22 protein-coding genes and 3 pseudogenes are annotated in these 18,538 nt (G+C 32.6%); 12 read left to right on the top strand and 13 right to left on the bottom strand.

The genetic code is table 11. From position 1 onward, the window contains the following. The first annotated feature begins 42 nt into the window (after nucleotides 1–42). Nucleotides 43–411 (top strand): annotated as a pseudogene (locus A2J09_RS05980) (winged helix-turn-helix transcriptional regulator). A gap of 60 nt (nucleotides 412–471) precedes the next feature. Here A2J09_RS05980 and A2J09_RS05985 read toward each other — a convergent pair. Continuing rightward, on the bottom strand, nucleotides 472–999 hold the full coding sequence (locus tag A2J09_RS05985) for an NAD(P)H-dependent oxidoreductase (protein ID WP_012294214.1): 528 nt from the start codon (nucleotides 997–999) through the stop codon (nucleotides 472–474). A 480-nt stretch (nucleotides 1,000–1,479) separates the two neighbouring features. Then, complete coding sequence (locus A2J09_RS05990; protein ID WP_012294215.1) at nucleotides 1,480–2,358, bottom strand: DMT family transporter; 879 nt, start codon at nucleotides 2,356–2,358, stop codon at nucleotides 1,480–1,482. A gap of 119 nt (nucleotides 2,359–2,477) precedes the next feature. Here A2J09_RS05990 and A2J09_RS05995 point away from each other — a divergent pair, with 119 nt between their 5' ends. Beyond that, entirely contained in the window at nucleotides 2,478–3,335 is an 858-nt protein-coding gene (locus A2J09_RS05995) for a LysR family transcriptional regulator (RefSeq protein ID WP_036161467.1), read from the top strand. A 254-nt stretch (nucleotides 3,336–3,589) separates the two neighbouring features. Here the strand turns inward: A2J09_RS05995 and A2J09_RS06000 are convergent, their stop codons facing one another. The 7 genes and pseudogenes from A2J09_RS06000 to A2J09_RS06025 form a co-directional block, all read right to left on the bottom strand. Next, nucleotides 3,590–4,006 (bottom strand): DUF3888 domain-containing protein, encoded by a 417-nt coding sequence (locus A2J09_RS06000; protein WP_036161473.1) that lies wholly within the window; start codon nucleotides 4,004–4,006, stop codon nucleotides 3,590–3,592. 210 nt (nucleotides 4,007–4,216) lie between these two features. Further along, on the bottom strand, nucleotides 4,217–4,537 hold the full coding sequence (locus A2J09_RS06005) for a DUF4183 domain-containing protein (RefSeq protein WP_036161476.1): 321 nt from the start codon (nucleotides 4,535–4,537) through the stop codon (nucleotides 4,217–4,219). 44 nt (nucleotides 4,538–4,581) lie between these two features. Beyond that, nucleotides 4,582–5,004: a DUF4183 domain-containing protein gene (locus A2J09_RS06010; RefSeq protein WP_227256834.1), complete on the bottom strand. Its 423-nt coding sequence runs from the start codon at nucleotides 5,002–5,004 to the stop codon at nucleotides 4,582–4,584. A 717-nt stretch (nucleotides 5,005–5,721) separates the two neighbouring features. Then, nucleotides 5,722–5,871 (bottom strand): annotated as a pseudogene (locus tag A2J09_RS23365) (DUF3231 family protein); the annotation flags it as partial. A gap of 41 nt (nucleotides 5,872–5,912) precedes the next feature. Continuing rightward, nucleotides 5,913–6,509 carry a DUF421 domain-containing protein gene (locus A2J09_RS06015; protein ID WP_012294223.1) on the bottom strand — a complete coding sequence of 199 codons (597 nt, stop codon included), beginning with the start codon at nucleotides 6,507–6,509 and terminating at the stop codon, nucleotides 5,913–5,915. 444 nt (nucleotides 6,510–6,953) lie between these two features. Continuing rightward, a complete protein-coding gene (locus A2J09_RS06020) occupies nucleotides 6,954–7,571 on the bottom strand; it encodes a DUF2306 domain-containing protein (RefSeq protein ID WP_139015331.1) in 618 nt (205 codons plus the stop codon). A 180-nt stretch (nucleotides 7,572–7,751) separates the two neighbouring features. Further along, nucleotides 7,752–8,351 carry an HD domain-containing protein gene (locus tag A2J09_RS06025; protein WP_012294225.1) on the bottom strand — a complete coding sequence of 200 codons (600 nt, stop codon included), beginning with the start codon at nucleotides 8,349–8,351 and terminating at the stop codon, nucleotides 7,752–7,754. A gap of 225 nt (nucleotides 8,352–8,576) precedes the next feature. Between A2J09_RS06025 and A2J09_RS06030 the strand changes: the two genes are divergently transcribed. From A2J09_RS06030 to A2J09_RS06065, 10 genes and pseudogenes are all read left to right on the top strand, one after another. Further along, a complete protein-coding gene (locus A2J09_RS06030) occupies nucleotides 8,577–9,167 on the top strand; it encodes a TetR/AcrR family transcriptional regulator (protein WP_036161480.1) in 591 nt (196 codons plus the stop codon). A gap of 327 nt (nucleotides 9,168–9,494) precedes the next feature. Continuing rightward, a complete protein-coding gene (locus A2J09_RS23655) occupies nucleotides 9,495–9,641 on the top strand; it encodes a hypothetical protein (protein ID WP_012294227.1) in 147 nt (48 codons plus the stop codon). Nucleotides 9,642–9,786: 145 nt separating this feature from the next. Next, nucleotides 9,787–10,122, top strand: coding sequence for a hypothetical protein (locus A2J09_RS06035; RefSeq protein ID WP_139015332.1), 336 nt, complete (start codon nucleotides 9,787–9,789; stop codon nucleotides 10,120–10,122). A gap of 51 nt (nucleotides 10,123–10,173) precedes the next feature. Continuing rightward, nucleotides 10,174–10,674, top strand: coding sequence for a toprim domain-containing protein (locus tag A2J09_RS06040; protein ID WP_036161481.1), 501 nt, complete (start codon nucleotides 10,174–10,176; stop codon nucleotides 10,672–10,674). Further along, nucleotides 10,619–11,248: a DNA topoisomerase gene (locus A2J09_RS24410; RefSeq protein ID WP_036161483.1), complete on the top strand. Its 630-nt coding sequence runs from the start codon at nucleotides 10,619–10,621 to the stop codon at nucleotides 11,246–11,248. The genes A2J09_RS06040 and A2J09_RS24410 overlap by 56 nt, the downstream gene beginning before the upstream one ends. Next, nucleotides 11,241–11,624: a DNA topoisomerase gene (locus A2J09_RS24415; RefSeq protein WP_036161485.1), complete on the top strand. Its 384-nt coding sequence runs from the start codon at nucleotides 11,241–11,243 to the stop codon at nucleotides 11,622–11,624. Before A2J09_RS24410 ends, A2J09_RS24415 begins: the two co-directional genes overlap by 8 nt. Further along, nucleotides 11,588–11,716, top strand: a pseudogene (locus A2J09_RS24620) (hypothetical protein); the annotation flags it as partial. The gene A2J09_RS24415 and the pseudogene A2J09_RS24620, both read left to right, overlap by 37 nt. A gap of 60 nt (nucleotides 11,717–11,776) precedes the next feature. Then, a complete protein-coding gene (locus A2J09_RS06055) occupies nucleotides 11,777–12,415 on the top strand; it encodes a topoisomerase C-terminal repeat-containing protein (RefSeq protein ID WP_158511880.1) in 639 nt (212 codons plus the stop codon). Continuing rightward, nucleotides 12,363–12,656: a topoisomerase C-terminal repeat-containing protein gene (locus A2J09_RS06060; RefSeq protein ID WP_036161489.1), complete on the top strand. Its 294-nt coding sequence runs from the start codon at nucleotides 12,363–12,365 to the stop codon at nucleotides 12,654–12,656. The genes A2J09_RS06055 and A2J09_RS06060 overlap by 53 nt, the downstream gene beginning before the upstream one ends. Before the next feature lie 326 nt (nucleotides 12,657–12,982). Continuing rightward, nucleotides 12,983–13,558, top strand: coding sequence for an NPCBM/NEW2 domain-containing protein (locus tag A2J09_RS06065; protein ID WP_012294229.1), 576 nt, complete (start codon nucleotides 12,983–12,985; stop codon nucleotides 13,556–13,558). A gap of 289 nt (nucleotides 13,559–13,847) precedes the next feature. Here the strand turns inward: A2J09_RS06065 and A2J09_RS06070 are convergent, their stop codons facing one another. The 4 genes from A2J09_RS06070 to A2J09_RS24515 form a co-directional block, all read right to left on the bottom strand. After that, complete coding sequence (locus A2J09_RS06070) at nucleotides 13,848–14,954, bottom strand: Ger(x)C family spore germination protein (RefSeq protein ID WP_036161492.1); 1,107 nt, start codon at nucleotides 14,952–14,954, stop codon at nucleotides 13,848–13,850. A gap of 4 nt (nucleotides 14,955–14,958) precedes the next feature. Then, the gene (locus A2J09_RS06075) at nucleotides 14,959–16,083 is read right to left on the bottom strand and encodes a GerAB/ArcD/ProY family transporter (RefSeq protein ID WP_036161495.1); all 1,125 of its coding nucleotides are present in this window, start codon (nucleotides 16,081–16,083) and stop codon (nucleotides 14,959–14,961) included. Then, on the bottom strand, nucleotides 16,046–17,560 hold the full coding sequence (locus A2J09_RS06080; protein ID WP_051563234.1) for a spore germination protein: 1,515 nt from the start codon (nucleotides 17,558–17,560) through the stop codon (nucleotides 16,046–16,048). Before A2J09_RS06080 ends, A2J09_RS06075 begins: the two co-directional genes overlap by 38 nt. Nucleotides 17,561–18,333: 773 nt before the next feature. After that, nucleotides 18,334–18,438 carry a hypothetical protein gene (locus tag A2J09_RS24515; protein WP_324611342.1) on the bottom strand — a complete coding sequence of 35 codons (105 nt, stop codon included), beginning with the start codon at nucleotides 18,436–18,438 and terminating at the stop codon, nucleotides 18,334–18,336. Nucleotides 18,439–18,538: the final 100 nt, after the last annotated feature.

Here is an 18,538-nt window from a genome sequence, read left to right on the forward strand (position 1 = left end):
TTCATATTGATAGGGTATTCTTATTAAAAGGGGAGTGGGATTGTGAGAGAAACCTGTGTTCCGACTGGCGTAGAACTAAAAAACACTGGTTTTGGATATACGTTATCCTTAATAGGTGGTAAGTATAAAATGATTATTTTGTATTGGTTGTCTGAAAATAAGGTTATGAGGTTCAATGAGCTGAAGCGATGTATTGAGACTATTCCCTTTAAAACACTAAGTGTTATGTTAAAATAGCTTGAGGAAGATGGTCTTATTATACGCAAAGAATTTCCCCAAATACCTCCAAAAGTTGAATATTCATTATCTGAACGTGGTTGTTCACTTATTCCATTGTTAGATATGATGTGCGATTGGGGAGAGAAAAATAATTTTCAAGCTCTAGAATGTAACAAAATAGACATAGTGTAAAAAGGAAGTACCTTCTTGTTTAGGAGGTACTTCTTATTTTAACTTTTATAAAAGTTCCATTTACATATTATCGATGAAATTTAAATAATCTTGAGTGCTTTTTTCAATTTCACTTACAGATGGCTCAAATTCTGCTCCATAAAACGCAAAGAACGAACGATAATCTGCTTTACAATAGATGGCTGTCGTCTCAAACGGACGCAACACTTGTTCAAGTGAATAATGGTATCTTCCAACTTCACTATAATCCACATTTTTGATTCCAGCAGATACCCCTAAAGCAACTTTACGATTCTTTAATTTATCTCCTTTTAAACCATAAGCCCATCCATAAAGGAAAACATCATCCATCCACTTTTTTAAGAGAGGAGGACAGTTGAACCAATATACAGGGAATTGGAAAACAAGGTTCTGGTGAGTTTCTATCAATTTTTGTTCTTTTTCCACATCTATGTTCTCATCAGGATATACCTTATACAATTCGTGCACAGTATATTTTTGTGGATATTTTTTTAATTCTTCTACCCATCGCTTATTAATAACAGATGTTTCTAAGCTTGGGTGTGTTATGATAACAAGAGTTTTCACTGTTTTTTCCTCCTTAAGCTGATTTCATTTTTATTGTAAAGTCCAAGCTAAAAATATGTAAGTACGCACTTTTATTACATGTACTTACATAAAGGTAAGTGTTAAAAATCAGTCATAAAAAATTTTTCTATAAGGGAGGAACAGCAAACCTACTATCCATAAAGTAGAATAGCTGCATGCTCAGGTCACCATACGTAATGTGAACAGATTGTGTATTAAGTCATTAGTATTCAGTTTTAGAACGTGCTGTATTAATTTGGGAGAAATAATTTGTTTTATAATTGAAATCATATTTAGTTATTCCATTATAGGGCGCGATTCCTTCTTGAATTGGAATTGTGCCTTTTTCAGTAATAGGGCTATTATCTCGAAAAACTTATGTGCAAAAATAAAATTAATTTCTTTTTAACAGTTATAGCTTAATAGTGAAGTAAGTAGCCAAGATTTTTGTTGGCTTTTGAAGAATAATTCACTTACAAGCTATGAATTTCCATGTTGTCGTTTTTTCATTGACTGGCTAAAGAATGTACCTGCAATAACGAATAAAGCACCCACGTAATGGTAAACAGTAAGCATCTCATTTAAGAATATTGCCGATAAGATGTAACCGAAAATAGGTGTTAGAAATAAAAAATTATTTGCTCTAACAGCATCAAATTCAAGCAGGTAAAACCAAAGGATCATGGCAATAATAGAAGTCATAACAACCTGCCAAAAAAGTCCGCTCAAAAAATATGGATCAAACTGAATATAAAAATTCGGCTCTAATAAGAAAACAAAGGGGATTGCTATTAAACTGCCGAAAATAATTTGCCAGGTATTAACGACAATTTGAGGCAGATTCAGTTGTATTTTATTATAAAACACACTTCCAATGCCCATGGATAATACTCCTACTCCCAGAGTAATTAGCCCAAATAATGTGGCATTCAATGATTCTAAATAGGGAATAATAGCAATCATGATTCCAAATGCAGAAATGGCCATTCCTAGAATTTCTTTTTGTCCGATCTTTCTATGAAGAAAAATGGAGGAAAGAAAAGCTACAATAAATGGATTTATTGTAATAAATAAATTAAAAATTGTGGAATCCACATATGCAAGGGATAGGAACGAGCAGCCAACATAAAGAGTTGTATTTAAAATACCAAGTATAATTAAATTTGCCCATTCCGACCCTTTAGGATATCGATAGTTTCTGAAGATATATACGAACAAAAACAGTATAATTCCTGCACATAGCAATCGTACAGAAGCAAAAATCAATGGGCTGGCTGAAAAAAGACCTATCTTTGTTGCGATTGCTCCACTCGCCCAAATAAAAGCATAAAATATCCCAACTATATTTATTTTCATCATTCATCACCGCCTTTATGTAATATAACTTCAAGTATAAGTATTTGCATTCAATTAATAAAATTGATAATTTGAATTATATCCATCATGTTTTCTGATGGATTGAAAGGAGGAATTGGTTAATGGAAATACGCCACTTGAAAACTTTTAAAACGATAGTTGAAACTGGTGGATTTACAAAAGCTGCAGACAAACTAGGATATGCACAATCAACAATCACTTCACATATTAAATCCCTTGAAATTGAACTCGATCAACCACTTTTCGATAGAATCGGTAAACAAATCATTTTAACAGAAACCGGAAAACAACTATTACCCTATGCCAATAAAATGCTTCAACTTTACAAAGATATAAAAGAAGTTACTTCCGTAAATGGAGAGGTTGGTGGAGATATTGTTATTTCGGCACCTGAAGCATTATTGATTTATCGTTTTCCACCGATAATTAAAGAATTTAAGGATAAATATCCAAATGTAAATATTGAATGGCATCATTTAGATCCAATGAATTTTAAAGAAGAGTTAATTACTGGGAATGCAGATATCTCGTTTTTATTGGGGAATGAATTGAATGATGTAGACATACTGACAGAAAAACTTTGGAATGAACGGATGATGTTTTTGTATCCGAATGATTTTGATTGGAATAATACTTGTAGCAATTTACTTTACACAGAGAAGGGGTGCAGCTATCGCTTTCTGTTTGAACAGTATATTCAGGAATATAATATTCCTTCAAAATCGACAATTGAATTCTGGAGTATTGAGGCTATTAAACAATCAATAATCAGTGGACTTGGAATATCCATGCTTCCATACGTTACTGTGGAAAATGAGCTTAGTGAAAAAAAATTATCGGGGATGGAGTATCAAACCGGTGGTAAAATTGCTACTTATTTGATGTATCATAAGAACAAATGGTTGTCTCCTGCGGTCAAAGCGTTTATTGAAATGGTTAGAAAACATGTACAGGGATGACTGGAAAACCAGGTTGTTCAACGAACGGGCGCTTTAATGGAATAAGGATCATAGAAATGATCAATCTTTTTTATAAAAGAATGATTCAATTAAATATAGAAAAAGCGTGTTTTGATCAATCTTTTTTCAAAACACGCTTTTTTTAATTGCTATTTTATCAAGGGTTATAGAGTTAATTTAATCAAACTTTATTTCAATGCTACAGATCCGCCAATAATTCAACCAGTAAAGATTTATTAAATTGATAGAATTGACTATTCTGGTGGATATTTATAAGTCTTTAGGTGAGTGTGATTTATCAATTTAACTTCAGGTCCATAAGTTATTTCATAGGTCATTCGATCCTTGCCTACGGGATTATACTGAATACCTGTAGGTTCAATTTCAAATGTAATTTGCAATATAAAGCCACGAAAATCATTTACTCTTCTAGTTTTGATAATTTCAATTTTCCATGGAGTAACCTGAGATGAAAAATCCTTTAAAATCTTTGGATAATAATAGTTAGTCAAATCTTTTTCAATATAAGGAGTAAGCATAAGCATGAGCATATCCTTTATTCTAAGTGCGTTAGAGTCTTGAGTGGGTTCATTTATCCCGAATCCTGTCTTTGGAAGGAAAAATAAAACAAGAGTAATTGATATTATTAAAGCAGATAAACTCTTTTTCATTTATAAAATACACCTCTTTAAAAATATTTTATAAATTTATTATTAACAATCCCTTTAAAAGTATGTAGCTTCAACAGTAGTTTACTGCACAATATGAACATGAGGATATAAAGAAACCAATTAAACCAATAAAGTAAGGGTCACAAGTGACCCTAAGCAAATAGTAGAAAGAATTATTAAAACTTTTGATTGTTAATTAAAAATCAATCATTAAGTTTCTGTAACTAATTCTACGGCTTCCATAACTAATGGAGTTCCAGCAGTGATTGTACCAGTAACGCCGTTAAATGTTAACTCTGTTGCAGAAATTGTATAAGAATCACCTTCCTGCAATACTCCATTTATATAGAAATTGTAGTATCCGTTCGCTACTATTGGGAAAGCAGTTGCGGCATTTCCACTATCGTCTAGAAAGGCAGTTGCAGCAACAGTAGTACCGTCTGTGACAGTTAAATTTGCTGCTAAAACATTAAAGAATCTAGTCGAAGTGCCTGTAACATTTACATGAATATTGATAATTGAAAGTGCCATTTTTTCACCTCCTTTCAAAAGAAAAAGTTTAAGGAATGTTGTTATTACATTTGTTGGAAGCCTAATGATTCTATAATTATTGGAGTTCCAGCAAATATAGTTGCATTAAATGGGTTAAGAGTTAATGAATCAGGGGTTACTTTGTATGCGCCGCCCTCTTGCATGACGGCATTTATATAAAGATTTACGTAGCCGTTAGGGTTAAAAAGCGTAAATTCGGTTACTGGATCGCCATTATCATCTGTGAATAAATTAGCTGCAAGTGTTGCTCCGTTTGATAAATTAATATCTTCTTCAACAAGATAGAAATATCTATTTATTATTGGAATAATAGTTCCTTCAGGGATAGCGACTGGAGGAGGTTGAATAGTACCTATGTCAACAGCTTTTATACGGGGCCAAAAAACACGATCAGTTTCACAACAAATGTCGTCAATCAAATTTTGCGGGTCCAATTTTCTACTCAATTTTTTCTCACCTCCCTTTTTAATATGTGTGTGACCCCGCAAGTTATAGGCACTTGTAACAAGAAAGATTTTCGAAATAATATATCTTGTTTTCACTTTTATCGTATGAATGTAATTGGAAGATGATTGGTAGAGTGTCTATGAAAGAGAATTAAAATAAAAATTACAGGGAGGTATAATTTTAGGTGTTACTGAACAATTTGAGGAAAATGTTCAGTAAAAAAAGCCAATTGGCTTATATTCCAATCAGCTTCTGTTTCCTAGCTTTTTTTCCGTTTCAATACCTACACTAAAAATAGCGAATATCATATCATACCAATAAAAAATATGATCTTAACGAATCTGTCTGCTGTCCGATGCCCCAAAAAGTTCATGAAAACAAAGATGATAGCTAAAATTGTTGAAACAACTTGCACAATAAAACGTAAATTTCCAGGTATTTGTTTCCTCTAATTTATGTAAATTACATCTCGCTTTAAGATTAATATGAATTGGATGTTAAAACCATTTTGTATTACTGAACATTTTGAGGAAAAAACTAAAAAAAGGTCACTTAGCTGGTAGGACCCTAAGTAATTTGGAGGCCGTGACGGTCAACCAGCGCCACAGCAAGTGCGTGCGATACACTCAACTTTAATTTGTGCAAGCCTATACATTGTTAACAAAGAAAAAACCTCAGTTTCAAACTGGAGAGACGGTTTGCCAGGAAAGTAAATATTATTTTTCAGGATAATTTACATGGAGTGGTGGTGGAACTAACCAACCTTTATTTTTGTTAAGACGCAGTAGTTTAGCACCGATAATGTCTTTTGCCGCATGGAATTGGCCATACATTAAAGCAATATCTTCCTGAGTGTAAATACCCATTATTATGTAAAATCACCCATTAAGGATGATGCCTTATATGCCTATTGTAAATGTTTAGGTGTATTATCTGTATTAAGGTTTTTATTTAGGGTTTCAGTGAAGATATTATCTGTTGAATTTTTGTTACTATTTAACAATTCTCTACTTTGAAATAACTTAATAAGATTTTGAATATCCTCTTTTGTGGCAGGCTGTTTTTCCGGCTTTAATGTATGTCCTAATTGTCCGTTTGATTCGATAGTGGCATATTGTATATCATGAATATTTGTAACGCCGACTTGTCGTAATCGTTCTTCTAATTTATCAACAGTTAATCGAAGTTTATTTAAGTTATTCTCCATTAATATTCCATTCTGGATAACAGGTACTGCCTTTCCAGATATAGCTGTTTCTGCCTTGTCAAATTTTAATTGAATATACTCTGTTAAAAGTAAACTTAGTACTAATATTCCTGCGATACCAAAAGTAACCCAAAGTCCTCGTCCAGAAACAGGTTGTATTAGTAACGTACCAATAGCAATCAAGATTACCGTTTGAGGAATAGTCATTTGAGAAATAGTTTTTCTTCCACTGATTCGTAAATAAATAGTTCCCACAATAAAAATAAGTATTGTTTGCCAAATTAAATTTAAGTCCATTCTATTTAATATCCTTTCTTAATAAATCTTTATATTTTGTGTTCAATTTCCCATTCTATACTTGATGAAAGGGAAGTTAGGTAAAGAATCAGAAAAGAAATTTTATATAATATAGTGCTATGGCAAAACAACTTTGCAAACTATGTGTAGAAATTTGGAATCCATTGATGAAAATTTAATATTAAAATAAAAATAAATCACCGTTCGTTTTTTACGTAAAAGGTTGAGAAAGCTTAAAATTCATAGGAGAACTGAACTAGAAATCCTCCTTCTAGATTATAGATCACTTATCCTGAGATAGGTTACAAAACTGCGGAAGATTCATTCGACTTTTTCACTTAGAGTACCACCGATATTACTCATCGTTTTGGTATGTTTTTACTTAAACTAACAGCAATTTATCTAGACAAGTCTTCTCTTTTATATAAATCAAATGCTTTAGTCTTACATTTTCCTTCTAATAAAGATTTCCGCCAAACATAAATTGAGAATCCAACTAAGCCACACAGCAATGGTGTATGACGTAACGTATGAAAGGTTTACTACATGGTGAATAATTGTGACAATCACGTAAATGGTCATGTTTGCAAAAGAAAGGAAAAAACTACGAATTATCCAATGCTTGTGGGGAATTATTTGTTTTTTTTTAATAAATAAATACCCTTTGAGTGTTGTCAAAATCCATAAGGTGTTTAAAATGAGAAACCCAATTGTGCTGGGCCATCCCCCTGTTGCAAAGAAAGACACATAGAATCCAGGAATGTAGTTCAAAATAATCGACAAAACATAAATACGTCCATTCCAACGATGAAACTGTAACGATTTCAAGTGAATTCGTTTAATCAAACCTAAGAATCCTGTCATGAGAGCTGCTATAGCGAGAAGAATGTGAACACGAACCATCACAATCCATAATGACTGGTTCATTAGGAATTGATCTTTATTGGAAAGAAACTGTTGAAACGACGGGTCAGTTATAAAGTTTTTTGAAAGCGTATGTAGTACCCACATAATAGGGATAATTATAATAAAAATATTTGTTACCTTTTTTACTTGGTTCATTTTTTCCATCCTTTTTGAAGGTTACTGTAGTCCTTTATCATAAGTAAAATTCATTTTAATTCGAAGTATTTATAGGAAGCACTACCCTTTCATGTTAAATGACGACTGAAAGGGTAGCTTTTTTCTTTTCTTAAGGAAATGATTTAATCCTAAGCCTCATGACAATTTAAATCTTATTCTCTATTCTTTAAAAGGAGCATTCATCACCCAATCTACAAACCCCATACGAAGCATAGAAGAACTCAAATTATTTGGCTGTTGCTGTGCATTTTTTAAATTGGAATCATATTTAATAAGTTCAATCATAGATTTTTTGAAACCTAATCGAGGATAAACCTCAATTATAAAATTAAATGTTTCCTCCGGAATATCTTCTATACGTAAACCAACTACATCCATTCCCGCCCCGAAATGAACTAAAGCAATCTCTGGTTGTTTTTCTTCAGCAATTTCTGAGGTATGTAGAATAATAGCTTCACGTACTACATCAATTTTATCTTGTGAAAAACCATGAGAATGAAGGAATTTTTCTGCATGATCAGCACCTTCATATTCAAATGAATGTTTACAACAAACATGCTCTGTAAGACCAACATCATGTAAGACAGAAGCAAGATAAAATAACTCCTGATCATATTTAAATCCATATTTTTTCCCCAATGCATCACCAAAGGCATATGTCCGTAAACAATGATTATAAAGAAATTCTGGAGAAATCTCGTAAATTAATTGAGTAGCTTCTTTTGCTACCTTACTATCTGGAATAATAATGTTATGCATAATTTCCTCCTTAGTTTTAATTGTTTTTAAATAAATTCATGTCAAATATCAAAAGCATTATAAAATTGCATGCTAATCAAATACTAATTCTCCCACCCTCTTCTTTTAGAAATTCTACTCTCATCTTTAAAAAAGACCATTCGGTCTCTTTTAAGATAACTTATTATATGTTAATGTACAACTAAAACATGTTACAATTTATCAACAATAATAATGGAGGATATTATGCAAAAAGGTGAACAAACACGGAGACATATTGTATTAAAATCAGCAGAATTGTTCAATCAAAAAGGCTATGCTGGCTGTTCAATAAATGACATTATGGAGGCTACAGGGCTACAAAAAGGTGGTATCTACCGTAATTTTAAAAGTAAAGATGAGATTGCTATAGAGGCATTTGAATATGCTATTGATACTGTCTCTCAACATTTTTCTGAGGCGATACGCAATGCTAATACAACATTGGAAAAGGTTGGTGCTTTTTTTAATGTATATGAAGATGTAATAAATAATCCACCAATAAAAGGGGGATGTCCTTTGCTGAATACTGCTGTAGACAGTGACGATACGAATCTACTGTTAAGAGAAAAGGCACTTGGAGTTTTCTATACATTTCTCAATATAATTGAAGGGATTTTAGAAGAAGGTATTCAAAATGAAGAGTTAAAACCGGATATCAATACAGAGGAGGTAGCTTCCTTTATTGTTGCAACCCTCGAGGGAAGTATTATGGCTAGTAAACTAGAAAGGGATAATAAACACGTTATGTATAGTAAGCAACACGTGCTGCGTTATTTGTTTATGCTACAAATTTAGCTAATTTTTATTTTGAGAAACAACGACCTTTTTGAATTAACTGTATACGAAATAGAAAATAATCTAATGAAAAAAATTACTACAATCCATGTAAATCCCTTTAAAGTCGATCATCATTTAGCATACAGGAAAAACTATGAAATTTAAAATTGCAAAGCATATAGCTGTTTAAATTAGAATCGTTTTATTCGATAGGATGAATACTAGATGTATTTTAAATCATTTTTAATGATGCACTTTCTACTACCATAGATTAAATTATTTAATCTTAATTTAAACATAATGCAACAATAAAAATATTCCTTTATTATATGAGGAGGGTGTTAGATGTTAGTTAAAAATAATGAGGATTTATTTGAATTACTAGATTCTTTGTTAAAAGAGCCTATTAGGGATTATCTGCAGCAAGAAAATAAATCAATGAAAGAGCAAAAAACAATCAGAAATCAAGGTAATGGATTTTATGAACGTTAGTGTTAAAGCTTTTTATTAACGCAGGCAAGATTTTTAAAATCTATCTAAAGTTAAGGATTCACCAAAAATGGTGAGTCCTTTTTCTTATCAAAAAGGAGCGAGAAAGTAACATGGCAATTTTAACCCCCCTGAAGAAGTTGAGTGAGTGGTTCTTGATATTAGCAATGCTTTATTTGAGTATCGATGGAATGTGTGTTTAACAACCATTATTAGTGATAATGGTGGGAGAGAACGTGAAATTGTCGAGGGCCTTATGAGTATTTTAGTTACGATCTCCTTAGCAGTGTCACTAGGTGTTAAATTCGCGTTGCGGATGTCTAAAACCTTATTAGAATACTTCTTCTATCTTTTATCTTTTTATACATTGTTAGGATTATCGTTTTTAGGAAACCAGGAACGTACAACATTAATAATTGCAATTTATCTTGCTGTAAATACGGTTTTCTTCATAGTTCAAAAATTATACTACGAAAAAATCTGAAACTGAATAATTTAAGTACAAATAAATTAGTAAATAAAGGTGGTCACTGAAATGAGTATAGTTATATTATATGAAAAACCATCACAGGCAAGAAATATCGGTGGCACATTAGGTATTGAATGTAAGCATGATCATTATTTTGAAATTAAAAAATCAGGGCTACTTCCCAACGGTGCTACGCTCGTTTGGTCAGTCGGCCATTCAGTATCACTAAAAGAACCACATGAGTATGATGACAAATATGAAACTTGGCGATTAGAAGATCTACCGATTAAGTCTGAAAGATACGAATATAAAGTAGATGAGAGTAAACGAGATCTTTTCAATACTATGCAAAAGCATTTGGCTGAAGCCAAAATAATAATTAATGCAACAGATGCTGGAATCGAAGGTACTCATATCTTCTTTTCAATTCTTGAAACTGCGAAAATTGACACAACAAATAAGACGCTTAAACGCTTATGGATTTCGTCAGAAGAAAAAAGTGAGGTACTTCATGGTTTCCGGAATCCGGAATTTAGAGCCAATAGAAAAGGATTTACTACGCTTTGAGCGAGGGAAAGCAAGAGCGATTAGCGATTGGTATTTAGGTATGAACACAAGTGGATTTGCAACACTTAAAGCAAAAGAGAAAAATCCTAATATACCTAAAATCGCAATCGGTAGAAATATGCAAGTGGTCCTATCTATGGTTTATCAACGTCAAAAAGAAATTGAAAGTTTTGTTTCTAAATCTTTCTACGAGCTCGATGCTAATTTTGTTAGCGATCAAGGCGATTACAGAGGAAGATCTAAGCTAAAATTCGATACTAAAGACGAGTTAAATACTTTCATTGAAAAAAATAAGTTGGTTCCAGGTAAAAATTTTGAAGCTACGGTTTCTAGTATTACAAAAGAAACTAAGAACCAAAATGCGCCTACATTGCTAAGTCTATCATCACTTCAAAAACTAGCATTTAAAAAGTATAAGTATAGTCCAGATAAGACCCTTAAAATTGCTCAAGGTCTCTATGAAAAACGCGTCTTATCATACCCACGTACGGATAGCAAATACATTAGCGAGAATGAATATGAGTATTTAAAAGATTTGGTGAGTGATTTAAAAATATTACTCAATATTGTTTGAACCAATCTATAAACCTTTAAAAAAGCATGTTGATGCCAGTAAGGTAACTGATCATTATGCTCTTCTACCGACTCGCAAACTTGCGAATCTATCCGAATTATCGGTTCAAGAAAGCAACATTTACTTAGAGGTTGTTAAAAGTGCCACAGCTCTTTTCATGGCTGCTTACCAGTATGAGGAAACAAAAATTGTCACAACTATTAATGATGTGCCATTTCACACAACAGGTAGTATCGAAAAGATACGAGGGTGGAAGGAAATTTTACAAGACGTTGATTATAAAGACATGATTTATCAGAAATTAAGGGGATTGGAACAGCAGCCACTCGTAGTGGAACTATTGAAAAATTATTCAACAACGGATACTTGGATTTAACAGATAAAAAAATTGTGAATGTAACAAATACAGGGATTTCTTTATGTAAGTTGGTAGAGGGTACTAGTCTTGTAAGCCATGTAATTACAGCAAATTGGGAAAAATCCTTAAAAGACATCGAAAATGGGACTATGAAAGGTGTGGAATTTCTTATGACAATCGAAAAAGAAGTAACAAACATTAACGAAAAAATCACTGAAAACCTTGATACAACTGAATTTAAAGCAAAAGATGAGGACGCCCCATCCTGTCCAAAATGTAAAAAGGGTAAGATTATAAATAAAGGGCAAGTATTTGGTTGTACCCAATATAAAGAAACTGGTTGCGACTTCTCCATTTTTAAAACAATTGCTAAAAAGGAACTATCAAATAAACAAGTTCGAGATTTAATTGAAAAAGGGCAAACAGGTGTTGTAAAAGGTCTTAAATCAAAGGAAGATAAAGAATTTGCAGCAATTTTAAAATTAAAGGCAGACGGTAAAATAGATTTCATATTTCCACAAAATCCTATGTGTCCTAAGTGTAAAAAGGGTGAGATTGTTGATAAAGGAAAATTAGTAGGCTGTACTCAATTTAATGAGACAGGCTGTGATTTCTCCATTTTCAAAACAATTGCTAAAAAAACATTGTCTGACAAACAACTTCTTGATTTGATTGAAAAAGGGCAGACAGGGATTATTAAAGGTTTTAAATCGAAAGAAGATAAAGAGTTTGCAGCAATCTTAAAACGAAATAAGGATGGTACAATCAATTTTATTTTCCCTCAAAATTCCAAAATGCAAAAAAGGTGAGGTTGTTGATAAAGGGAAATTAGGGAAATTAGTAGGCTGCACTCATTTTTCAAAAACTAGTTGCAACTTCTCTATTTTTAAAACAGTGGGTAACAAAGCCCTTTCTGAAAAACAACTAACTGATTTGGTGGTAAAAGGAAAAACAGGGAAAATAAAAGGTTTTGTAGGTAAATCAGGGAAGGAATTTGATGCTAAATTAATATTAAATAAAGATTTCAAAGTTGAATTCGATTTTAGTTAATCGTGTTTCCTCTCGTTTGGTTGTAAATTGTCTCCAGGGTATGCTGTTAAGAATTAAGAATCATGAAATGGTAAGACTAGATCGAAATGTGGAACGTTAAGAAAGGAGACTATACATGTTAGGTGCTAAACCAAGACAAAAAACAAAAAATAAAACGAAACTTTATTTTTGATTTTAGGTTATTTAATTGAAGCCAACTTGCTAAAAGTAAGTGGAGTAACGTTTTCAATTTTATCTTTTTAAAAATTCAATCATTAAAAATCTTGAAAAAATGGTTTATTATGTAAAGATAGGTAATGTAATTCGAAATCGAAAGGGGATTTGTTATGAAAAACAAAAAGAAGCATGTTTTTAATTCAAAAGGTTTTCGATTTAATGTATTAAGTTTAGCTATGGTGTTAATGGTGACTATTTGTACAGTTTTTGTAAGTGGTAATACAACTACATTAGCTGCACCTGTATCCGTGTATTTAACTGATGAGTTAACGCCAATTTCAGTTACAGGAGATATCGAGCAAATAACGTCTAATTATTTTTCATATAATAAAGACCAATCGTTTTATAAAACACAATTATCTATCAATGGTTTGAAATATGACAAAGGGATTGGCTCACATGCAAATAGCACAATTAAGTATAATTTGAATGGACAGTATACTAAATTTACAGTCGATGTAGGGATAGATGATCAAGTAACGTCGGGTCATGGTTCTGTGAATTTTGTAATAATCGCTGATGGAAAAATTATATATATAAGTCCGGTTAAAAAATCTCATGAACCAGCCGAACATGTCGAAGTAAATATTACAGGGAAAAGCACACTTGAGTTAGTAACGTTTAATGCTAACGATAATATTGACAATGATCATGCCAACTGGGCAGATGCAAAATTGTTTAAATAAAAAATCGTCTAAATCGGGAAGAATGAGCATCCATTATCTGAAAAAGACACCTATAATGTATGAACCCAAAAGTTAGACTTTAGAGAATATGACATAACTAAAAGATTCCTTCGAAAAGTAGAATAATTTTTATATTAACAGAACACAAAAAATAGAAAACCGAACTATTCCGAGACATTTCATAAGTGTTTCATTGAACAGTTCGGTATTTTTGTTGTTTGAAAAAACACATTTGTCCCAGCCCTTTGGAGGTGGAACAGTTAAGTAGACCGAACTAGTGAGAATCATTTTAATTGATGACTCCATGTCCCACGATTTCTACTTCAAACTTAGGTCTAATATTTATATTAGGGTATTTTTCCTCCCACTTTATTTGTTTCCATGTTTTAGGGTGATATGCAATCAATTCTCTCCCTATTCCGAATAGATCAGAATTGGAGGCTTGGAGTTTTTTTACTAATTTTTCTGCTTTAGCAGTCAAGTCCTTTGATAATAGAGTATTGAGTTGCTGTATCTTTTCTTCATTGGATAACTTATCCTCCGGAAACTCTAAAATGTTTACATCTACTTTCACATTAATTTCTACTTTAATATTTTCGGGTGAGGCGGATAGGACAGCTAAGTTGGAATTTACTTTGCTAAAGTTATACGAAATGTAGTTCTGAATTCTTAGTTCCTTATCATCTCTGATTTCTGAAACGAATCGAGCAACCTTTTTTTTCTGATTAGACATGATAAGAAATAAGGTAGACTCTTCCAAAGTTAGAGAACCCACTAATTCGTGTTTATGAAATAATCCTGTGCCAGCTAAAATCACCTCGTCATCCTTTAATGAAATTAAGGGTAATGCAAAGTCTTTCCCTGGATCAAACATATTTGTCCTAATGGATTGAACATTAAGTTTTGGAATTTGCGTTGATTTCTCTGCACTAGATAACAATTCAATGATGAATTCTGCGATGAGTGTATTTTTTTGTGTCATCTTTTTCAATATATCTTCAGCATTTCCCTCTGTAACAACGATATTAGCTGAGACAGAGCTATTTGGATCACGATAAAAGATGTCTAAGAATTGATAAATGTCTTTATGAGCTAATTCCTCTCCCAATAAGAATAAACGATTTTTAGTCGGATCAAAATCGCCAGATAGTTTATTGTCCATATCTAATCTGGTCTCTCGAATGGTGTTCCCTTCTCCTTGGATTATGAAATTAGTCGGAACTCCATTTTTCATATCACGAACAATGGCCGTCGTTTTAATTTTTTCATCTAGCTCTAAATCAAAGGCAGAGGCATAAACCAATCTTCCTTCTTTAAGGAGTCTCTGATCCCAACACCCTGCTAAGAAAAATGCATTCACTACAATTATTACCCAAATCATACATTTTTTTATCATTTTCCTAAGCCCTTTCACTCTTTCTGAATAAAAGAGAGATTACAAATAAGAATAAAGGAATTGTCAGTAACGTGACATACGACATTATAATGACAGCTTTATTCACTAAATCAATTTCCGACTCTTTATTAGGAATTATAGAGACCCCACTCGCTATGATACCTATTAAGAAGATAAATACTGTACGTCTTTTTTTTGAAAAAGTGATTGAACATCCTTCGGTAGCTAAAAAAATGTAGCTTGTTAATGAAGTAATGACATTGATAACCCAAAGAGAGATGAACAAGAGATCAATCCTCTCAACAATTTGTAGATATAATGATTTTACATAATATAAAACGGGTTGTGGGATACTTAACAACTCCTCTGGACTAAAAATCACCACTGTGACTACTGTTAGGAAGGTGTATAACAATGTTACACAAAGATTAGCTATTGATGCTGAGAATAAAATCTTTTTTTCTCCTATATGTTGAAAGTATGGGTACAGAATGAGTAATAACTCAAATCCAAGCATTGAAAAGTAAGCTTCCTTGGCCCCTTTAAGAATATTTCCAAATCCAGAATGCCCAATAGGAAATAAAAACCTCCACTCTGCTGGATAAGTTAACATAACAATAAAGGAAATAATAATCAATAAGATGATGAGGGTGGAAACCATAACAAAAAAATTGCTGATTTCTGACACAGTTCCTTTTCCTATATAAATAGCAGTTAGTGTTAGAAGCACTATCACAATCCATCTAGGGGTAAGAGGTAAAACCCACATTTTAATGATGGCAGATGAGTACATCAATACGAGGCTAGCGACCATTACCGCATAAATAATATAAACAATGTTTATGCTGTTTCCCGCAACTTTTCCAACTAATTGGGTAGAATAGTGAAACAGTGACTTAGAAGGGAATCTTCTTCCAAGACTCCAAATCATTAGAATTAAAATTTGGATTACAATCCCTGAAACCAAGACTGACATCCAGCTGTCTTGCTTTGACATAGAAAAAACATCAGATGGTAAACCAAGTATCCCTACTCCAATTTGTGCCTGCATAATTAAAAATGTTAACTGAAAGGTAGTCAAAGTGGTTAGGTTAGTCAGACTTTTCATCTTTTTTCCATCCTCTTTCATGAGACGTCTTCCAGCGGTTTTGGGTGTTCAAATCTTTCGGTCTTGCCTTCATCGACCATATAGGGCCTCTAATAATTGTATCTTTTAAAGCAGAAAAATCAAAAGGTGCCAAAGGGTATAGATAGGGATGACTTAATGATTTTAGTTTACACATATGAATCAATATAAGTGTCAACCCTATAACAATTCCAAAAACCCCAAACAGTGCTGCCCCTATCATGAGAGGAAATCCCAATATCCGACTAGAAGTACTTAATTCATTTGATGGAATGACAAATGAAGAAATAGCCGTGATGGCCACCACAATGACCATTGTGTTGGATACGAAATTAGCTTCTACAACTGCCGTTCCTATAACCAGTCCTCCTACTATCCCTATGGTTTGTGCAATCGGATTAGGTAACCTGATGGCGGCTTCTCGAAGCAACTCAAGCGTTAATTGCATAATCGCTGCTTCTAATAGGGGAGGGAAGGGGACGAATTCCAAAGAACTCTTAATAGAAAACACAATCTCTACTGGAATAATTTCGTAGTTGAAAGAAATTAAAGCAATGTAAAAAGCAGGAAGACACACGGTTGTGATGAAACTAAAAATTCTAATCATTCTAAAAAAAGAGCTAATTGTGGTTCTGGAATTGTAGTCCTCAGCCGTTTGAAAGAAACTAAAAAATGTAACTGGAAAAATCAATGCCGTTGGACTACCATCCATAATAAGTGCGACTCTTCCTTCCATCAGATTGGACACGACACGGTCAACTCGCTCGGTATTAAGAAATTGTGGAAAAGGAGAATAAGTATTGTCTTGAATATATTCTTCAAATCCACCTGGTGCTTGAATCGAATCAGTCTGGATATAACTGATTCGATTTTCAATTTTTTTCAAGATTTCGGGATCTGTTATATCAGATAAATAGATCAAAGCATATTTGGATTTTGATGTTTCACCAATAGTGGAAAGTGTAATCGTAAGTTTTGAACTAGAGATCCTTTCACGAATGAATTGAATGTTTTCCGAAATTTTTTCTCCAAACCCTTGATGTGAACCTCTAATGATTCTTTCATTTTCTGGTTCTATTCTACCAGAATGCTCGTTAGGAAAAGGAACCAGCAATAGGGTATCTGATAAATCTTCCATGATGACACAATAGCCTTCAGGGATCATTTCAATTGCAATGTCAAGATTTGTTGTCGTCACTAACTTTGCGCTCGTGATCACATGTTTAAAGTCATTCAAAGTTGAGTCAATTAACGGTTTTATGATATTAGTTTCCAAGCTTGTTTTATCAGTAAGAGAATCTAAAAAAAAGATTTTGATTAATTTTCCATTTATTTTTAACTCTCTTATAAATAAATCATCTGTGTGATGTAATCCATCTTGGATGTACTTTTCTTTCTGTATGGTAGTGAGAACGGCTCCTTGATCTAATCCCATTTTCTCATTCTGAATCTTTTTAGGAACTTGATTTTGATCACTCATTGTTAAAACACCTTCTACAATAGGGTATAAATAAAGATTTCCCAATAAGAACATTCTTATACATTTAGAAAGGGAGTAATGCACTATAAATGATTAATCTAAAAAGCTTTTACAACTTTTTAAGTTTTATCTATTTAAAAGTATTCATTAAGAGGAAAGTATTACTACTTCAACGAATAATTTTTACAATTAAATTTAAACTTAACTTGTATTTTTGAAGAAGCAATAAATTACGTCTTCTGAAAAACTTGCAAAAATAGCACTAAGTGCAAGGTTACAGAGAAATATGGTACTTCATAGTATAGAAATAGCATGCCTGCGATTGGAAAGCACATGAAAATATCGAGCACAACAATCTTTAGAAATCAGAACAATATCTTGAAAAAGTGAAGAAGTAGCCCATTGGGTACTTCTTTTTAATAGATAATTATACAATCAGGTGGCGAGAAAAGGGGTAAAATTCCTATTAGTTAATGAATTTAACTATATCGGTGTGTTGTTGGAACATAACATAAATTTAAGTCTTCCTATCCAAAAAATGAGGTACTTTTCTTGAAAAATCGAAGGTATAGGGGATTCACAAAAATAAATTGCCTCTGGTGACACAATACAAAAAGATGTTGATAAAAAGTAGGAACCGAACCAAATTAAACTAGTTTATTAATGAAGAGCAAATTATATTGTGAGTCCCTGGTCAATTGCATTTCATAAAAATTATGGAGAGAGGGAGAACTTAGTTAAGTGTTAAGGATTTGATGGTCTAGCTTTGTCCTTCAAACTGATGTATAAGGAGCCATTCGTTTGAATCTGTGCAAAATAGACATCTTTTGCTTTTTTAACTTTTTCATTAGCCAATCTTCTGTCAAATCAAGTTCCACTAGGTTTTCGTAAATAAGCTGGCCAACTGAAATTACTTCTGTTGGTAGGTTAGTGGTGATACACCTGCTTTCACGTCCAGTTTCGTCGCAACCTGTTCAG

This window comes from Lysinibacillus sphaericus (assembly GCF_001629735.1).
Classification (GTDB): domain Bacteria; phylum Bacillota; class Bacilli; order Bacillales_A; family Planococcaceae; genus Lysinibacillus; species Lysinibacillus pinottii.

Bases quoted from the DNA above. Each gene is read 5' to 3' on its own strand.
- A2J09_RS05995 (WP_036161467.1), top strand. From the start codon at position 2,478: ATGGAAATACGCCACTTGAAAACTTTTAAAACGATAGTTGAAACTGGT.
- A2J09_RS06020 (WP_139015331.1), bottom strand. From the start codon at position 7,571: ATGAACCAAGTAAAAAAGGTAACAAATATTTTTATTATAATTATCCCT.
- A2J09_RS06070 (WP_036161492.1), bottom strand. From the start codon at position 14,954: ATGATAAAAAAATGTATGATTTGGGTAATAATTGTAGTGAATGCATTT.
- A2J09_RS06055 (WP_158511880.1), top strand. From the start codon at position 11,777: ATGACAATCGAAAAAGAAGTAACAAACATTAACGAAAAAATCACTGAA.
- A2J09_RS06075 (WP_036161495.1), bottom strand. From the start codon at position 16,083: ATGAAAGAGGATGGAAAAAAGATGAAAAGTCTGACTAACCTAACCACT.
- A2J09_RS06065 (WP_012294229.1), top strand. From the start codon at position 12,983: ATGAAAAACAAAAAGAAGCATGTTTTTAATTCAAAAGGTTTTCGATTT.
- A2J09_RS24410 (WP_036161483.1), top strand. From the start codon at position 10,619: ATGGTTTCCGGAATCCGGAATTTAGAGCCAATAGAAAAGGATTTACTA.
- A2J09_RS06060 (WP_036161489.1), top strand. From the start codon at position 12,363: ATGGTACAATCAATTTTATTTTCCCTCAAAATTCCAAAATGCAAAAAA.
- A2J09_RS05990 (WP_012294215.1), bottom strand. From the start codon at position 2,358: ATGATGAAAATAAATATAGTTGGGATATTTTATGCTTTTATTTGGGCG.
- A2J09_RS06040 (WP_036161481.1), top strand. From the start codon at position 10,174: ATGAGTATAGTTATATTATATGAAAAACCATCACAGGCAAGAAATATC.
- A2J09_RS06025 (WP_012294225.1), bottom strand. From the start codon at position 8,351: ATGCATAACATTATTATTCCAGATAGTAAGGTAGCAAAAGAAGCTACT.
- A2J09_RS06000 (WP_036161473.1), bottom strand. From the start codon at position 4,006: ATGAAAAAGAGTTTATCTGCTTTAATAATATCAATTACTCTTGTTTTA.
- A2J09_RS06005 (WP_036161476.1), bottom strand. From the start codon at position 4,537: ATGGCACTTTCAATTATCAATATTCATGTAAATGTTACAGGCACTTCG.
- A2J09_RS06015 (WP_012294223.1), bottom strand. From the start codon at position 6,509: ATGGACTTAAATTTAATTTGGCAAACAATACTTATTTTTATTGTGGGA.
- A2J09_RS23655 (WP_012294227.1), top strand. From the start codon at position 9,495: ATGTTAGTTAAAAATAATGAGGATTTATTTGAATTACTAGATTCTTTG.
- A2J09_RS06080 (WP_051563234.1), bottom strand. From the start codon at position 17,560: ATGAGTGATCAAAATCAAGTTCCTAAAAAGATTCAGAATGAGAAAATG.
- A2J09_RS06030 (WP_036161480.1), top strand. From the start codon at position 8,577: ATGCAAAAAGGTGAACAAACACGGAGACATATTGTATTAAAATCAGCA.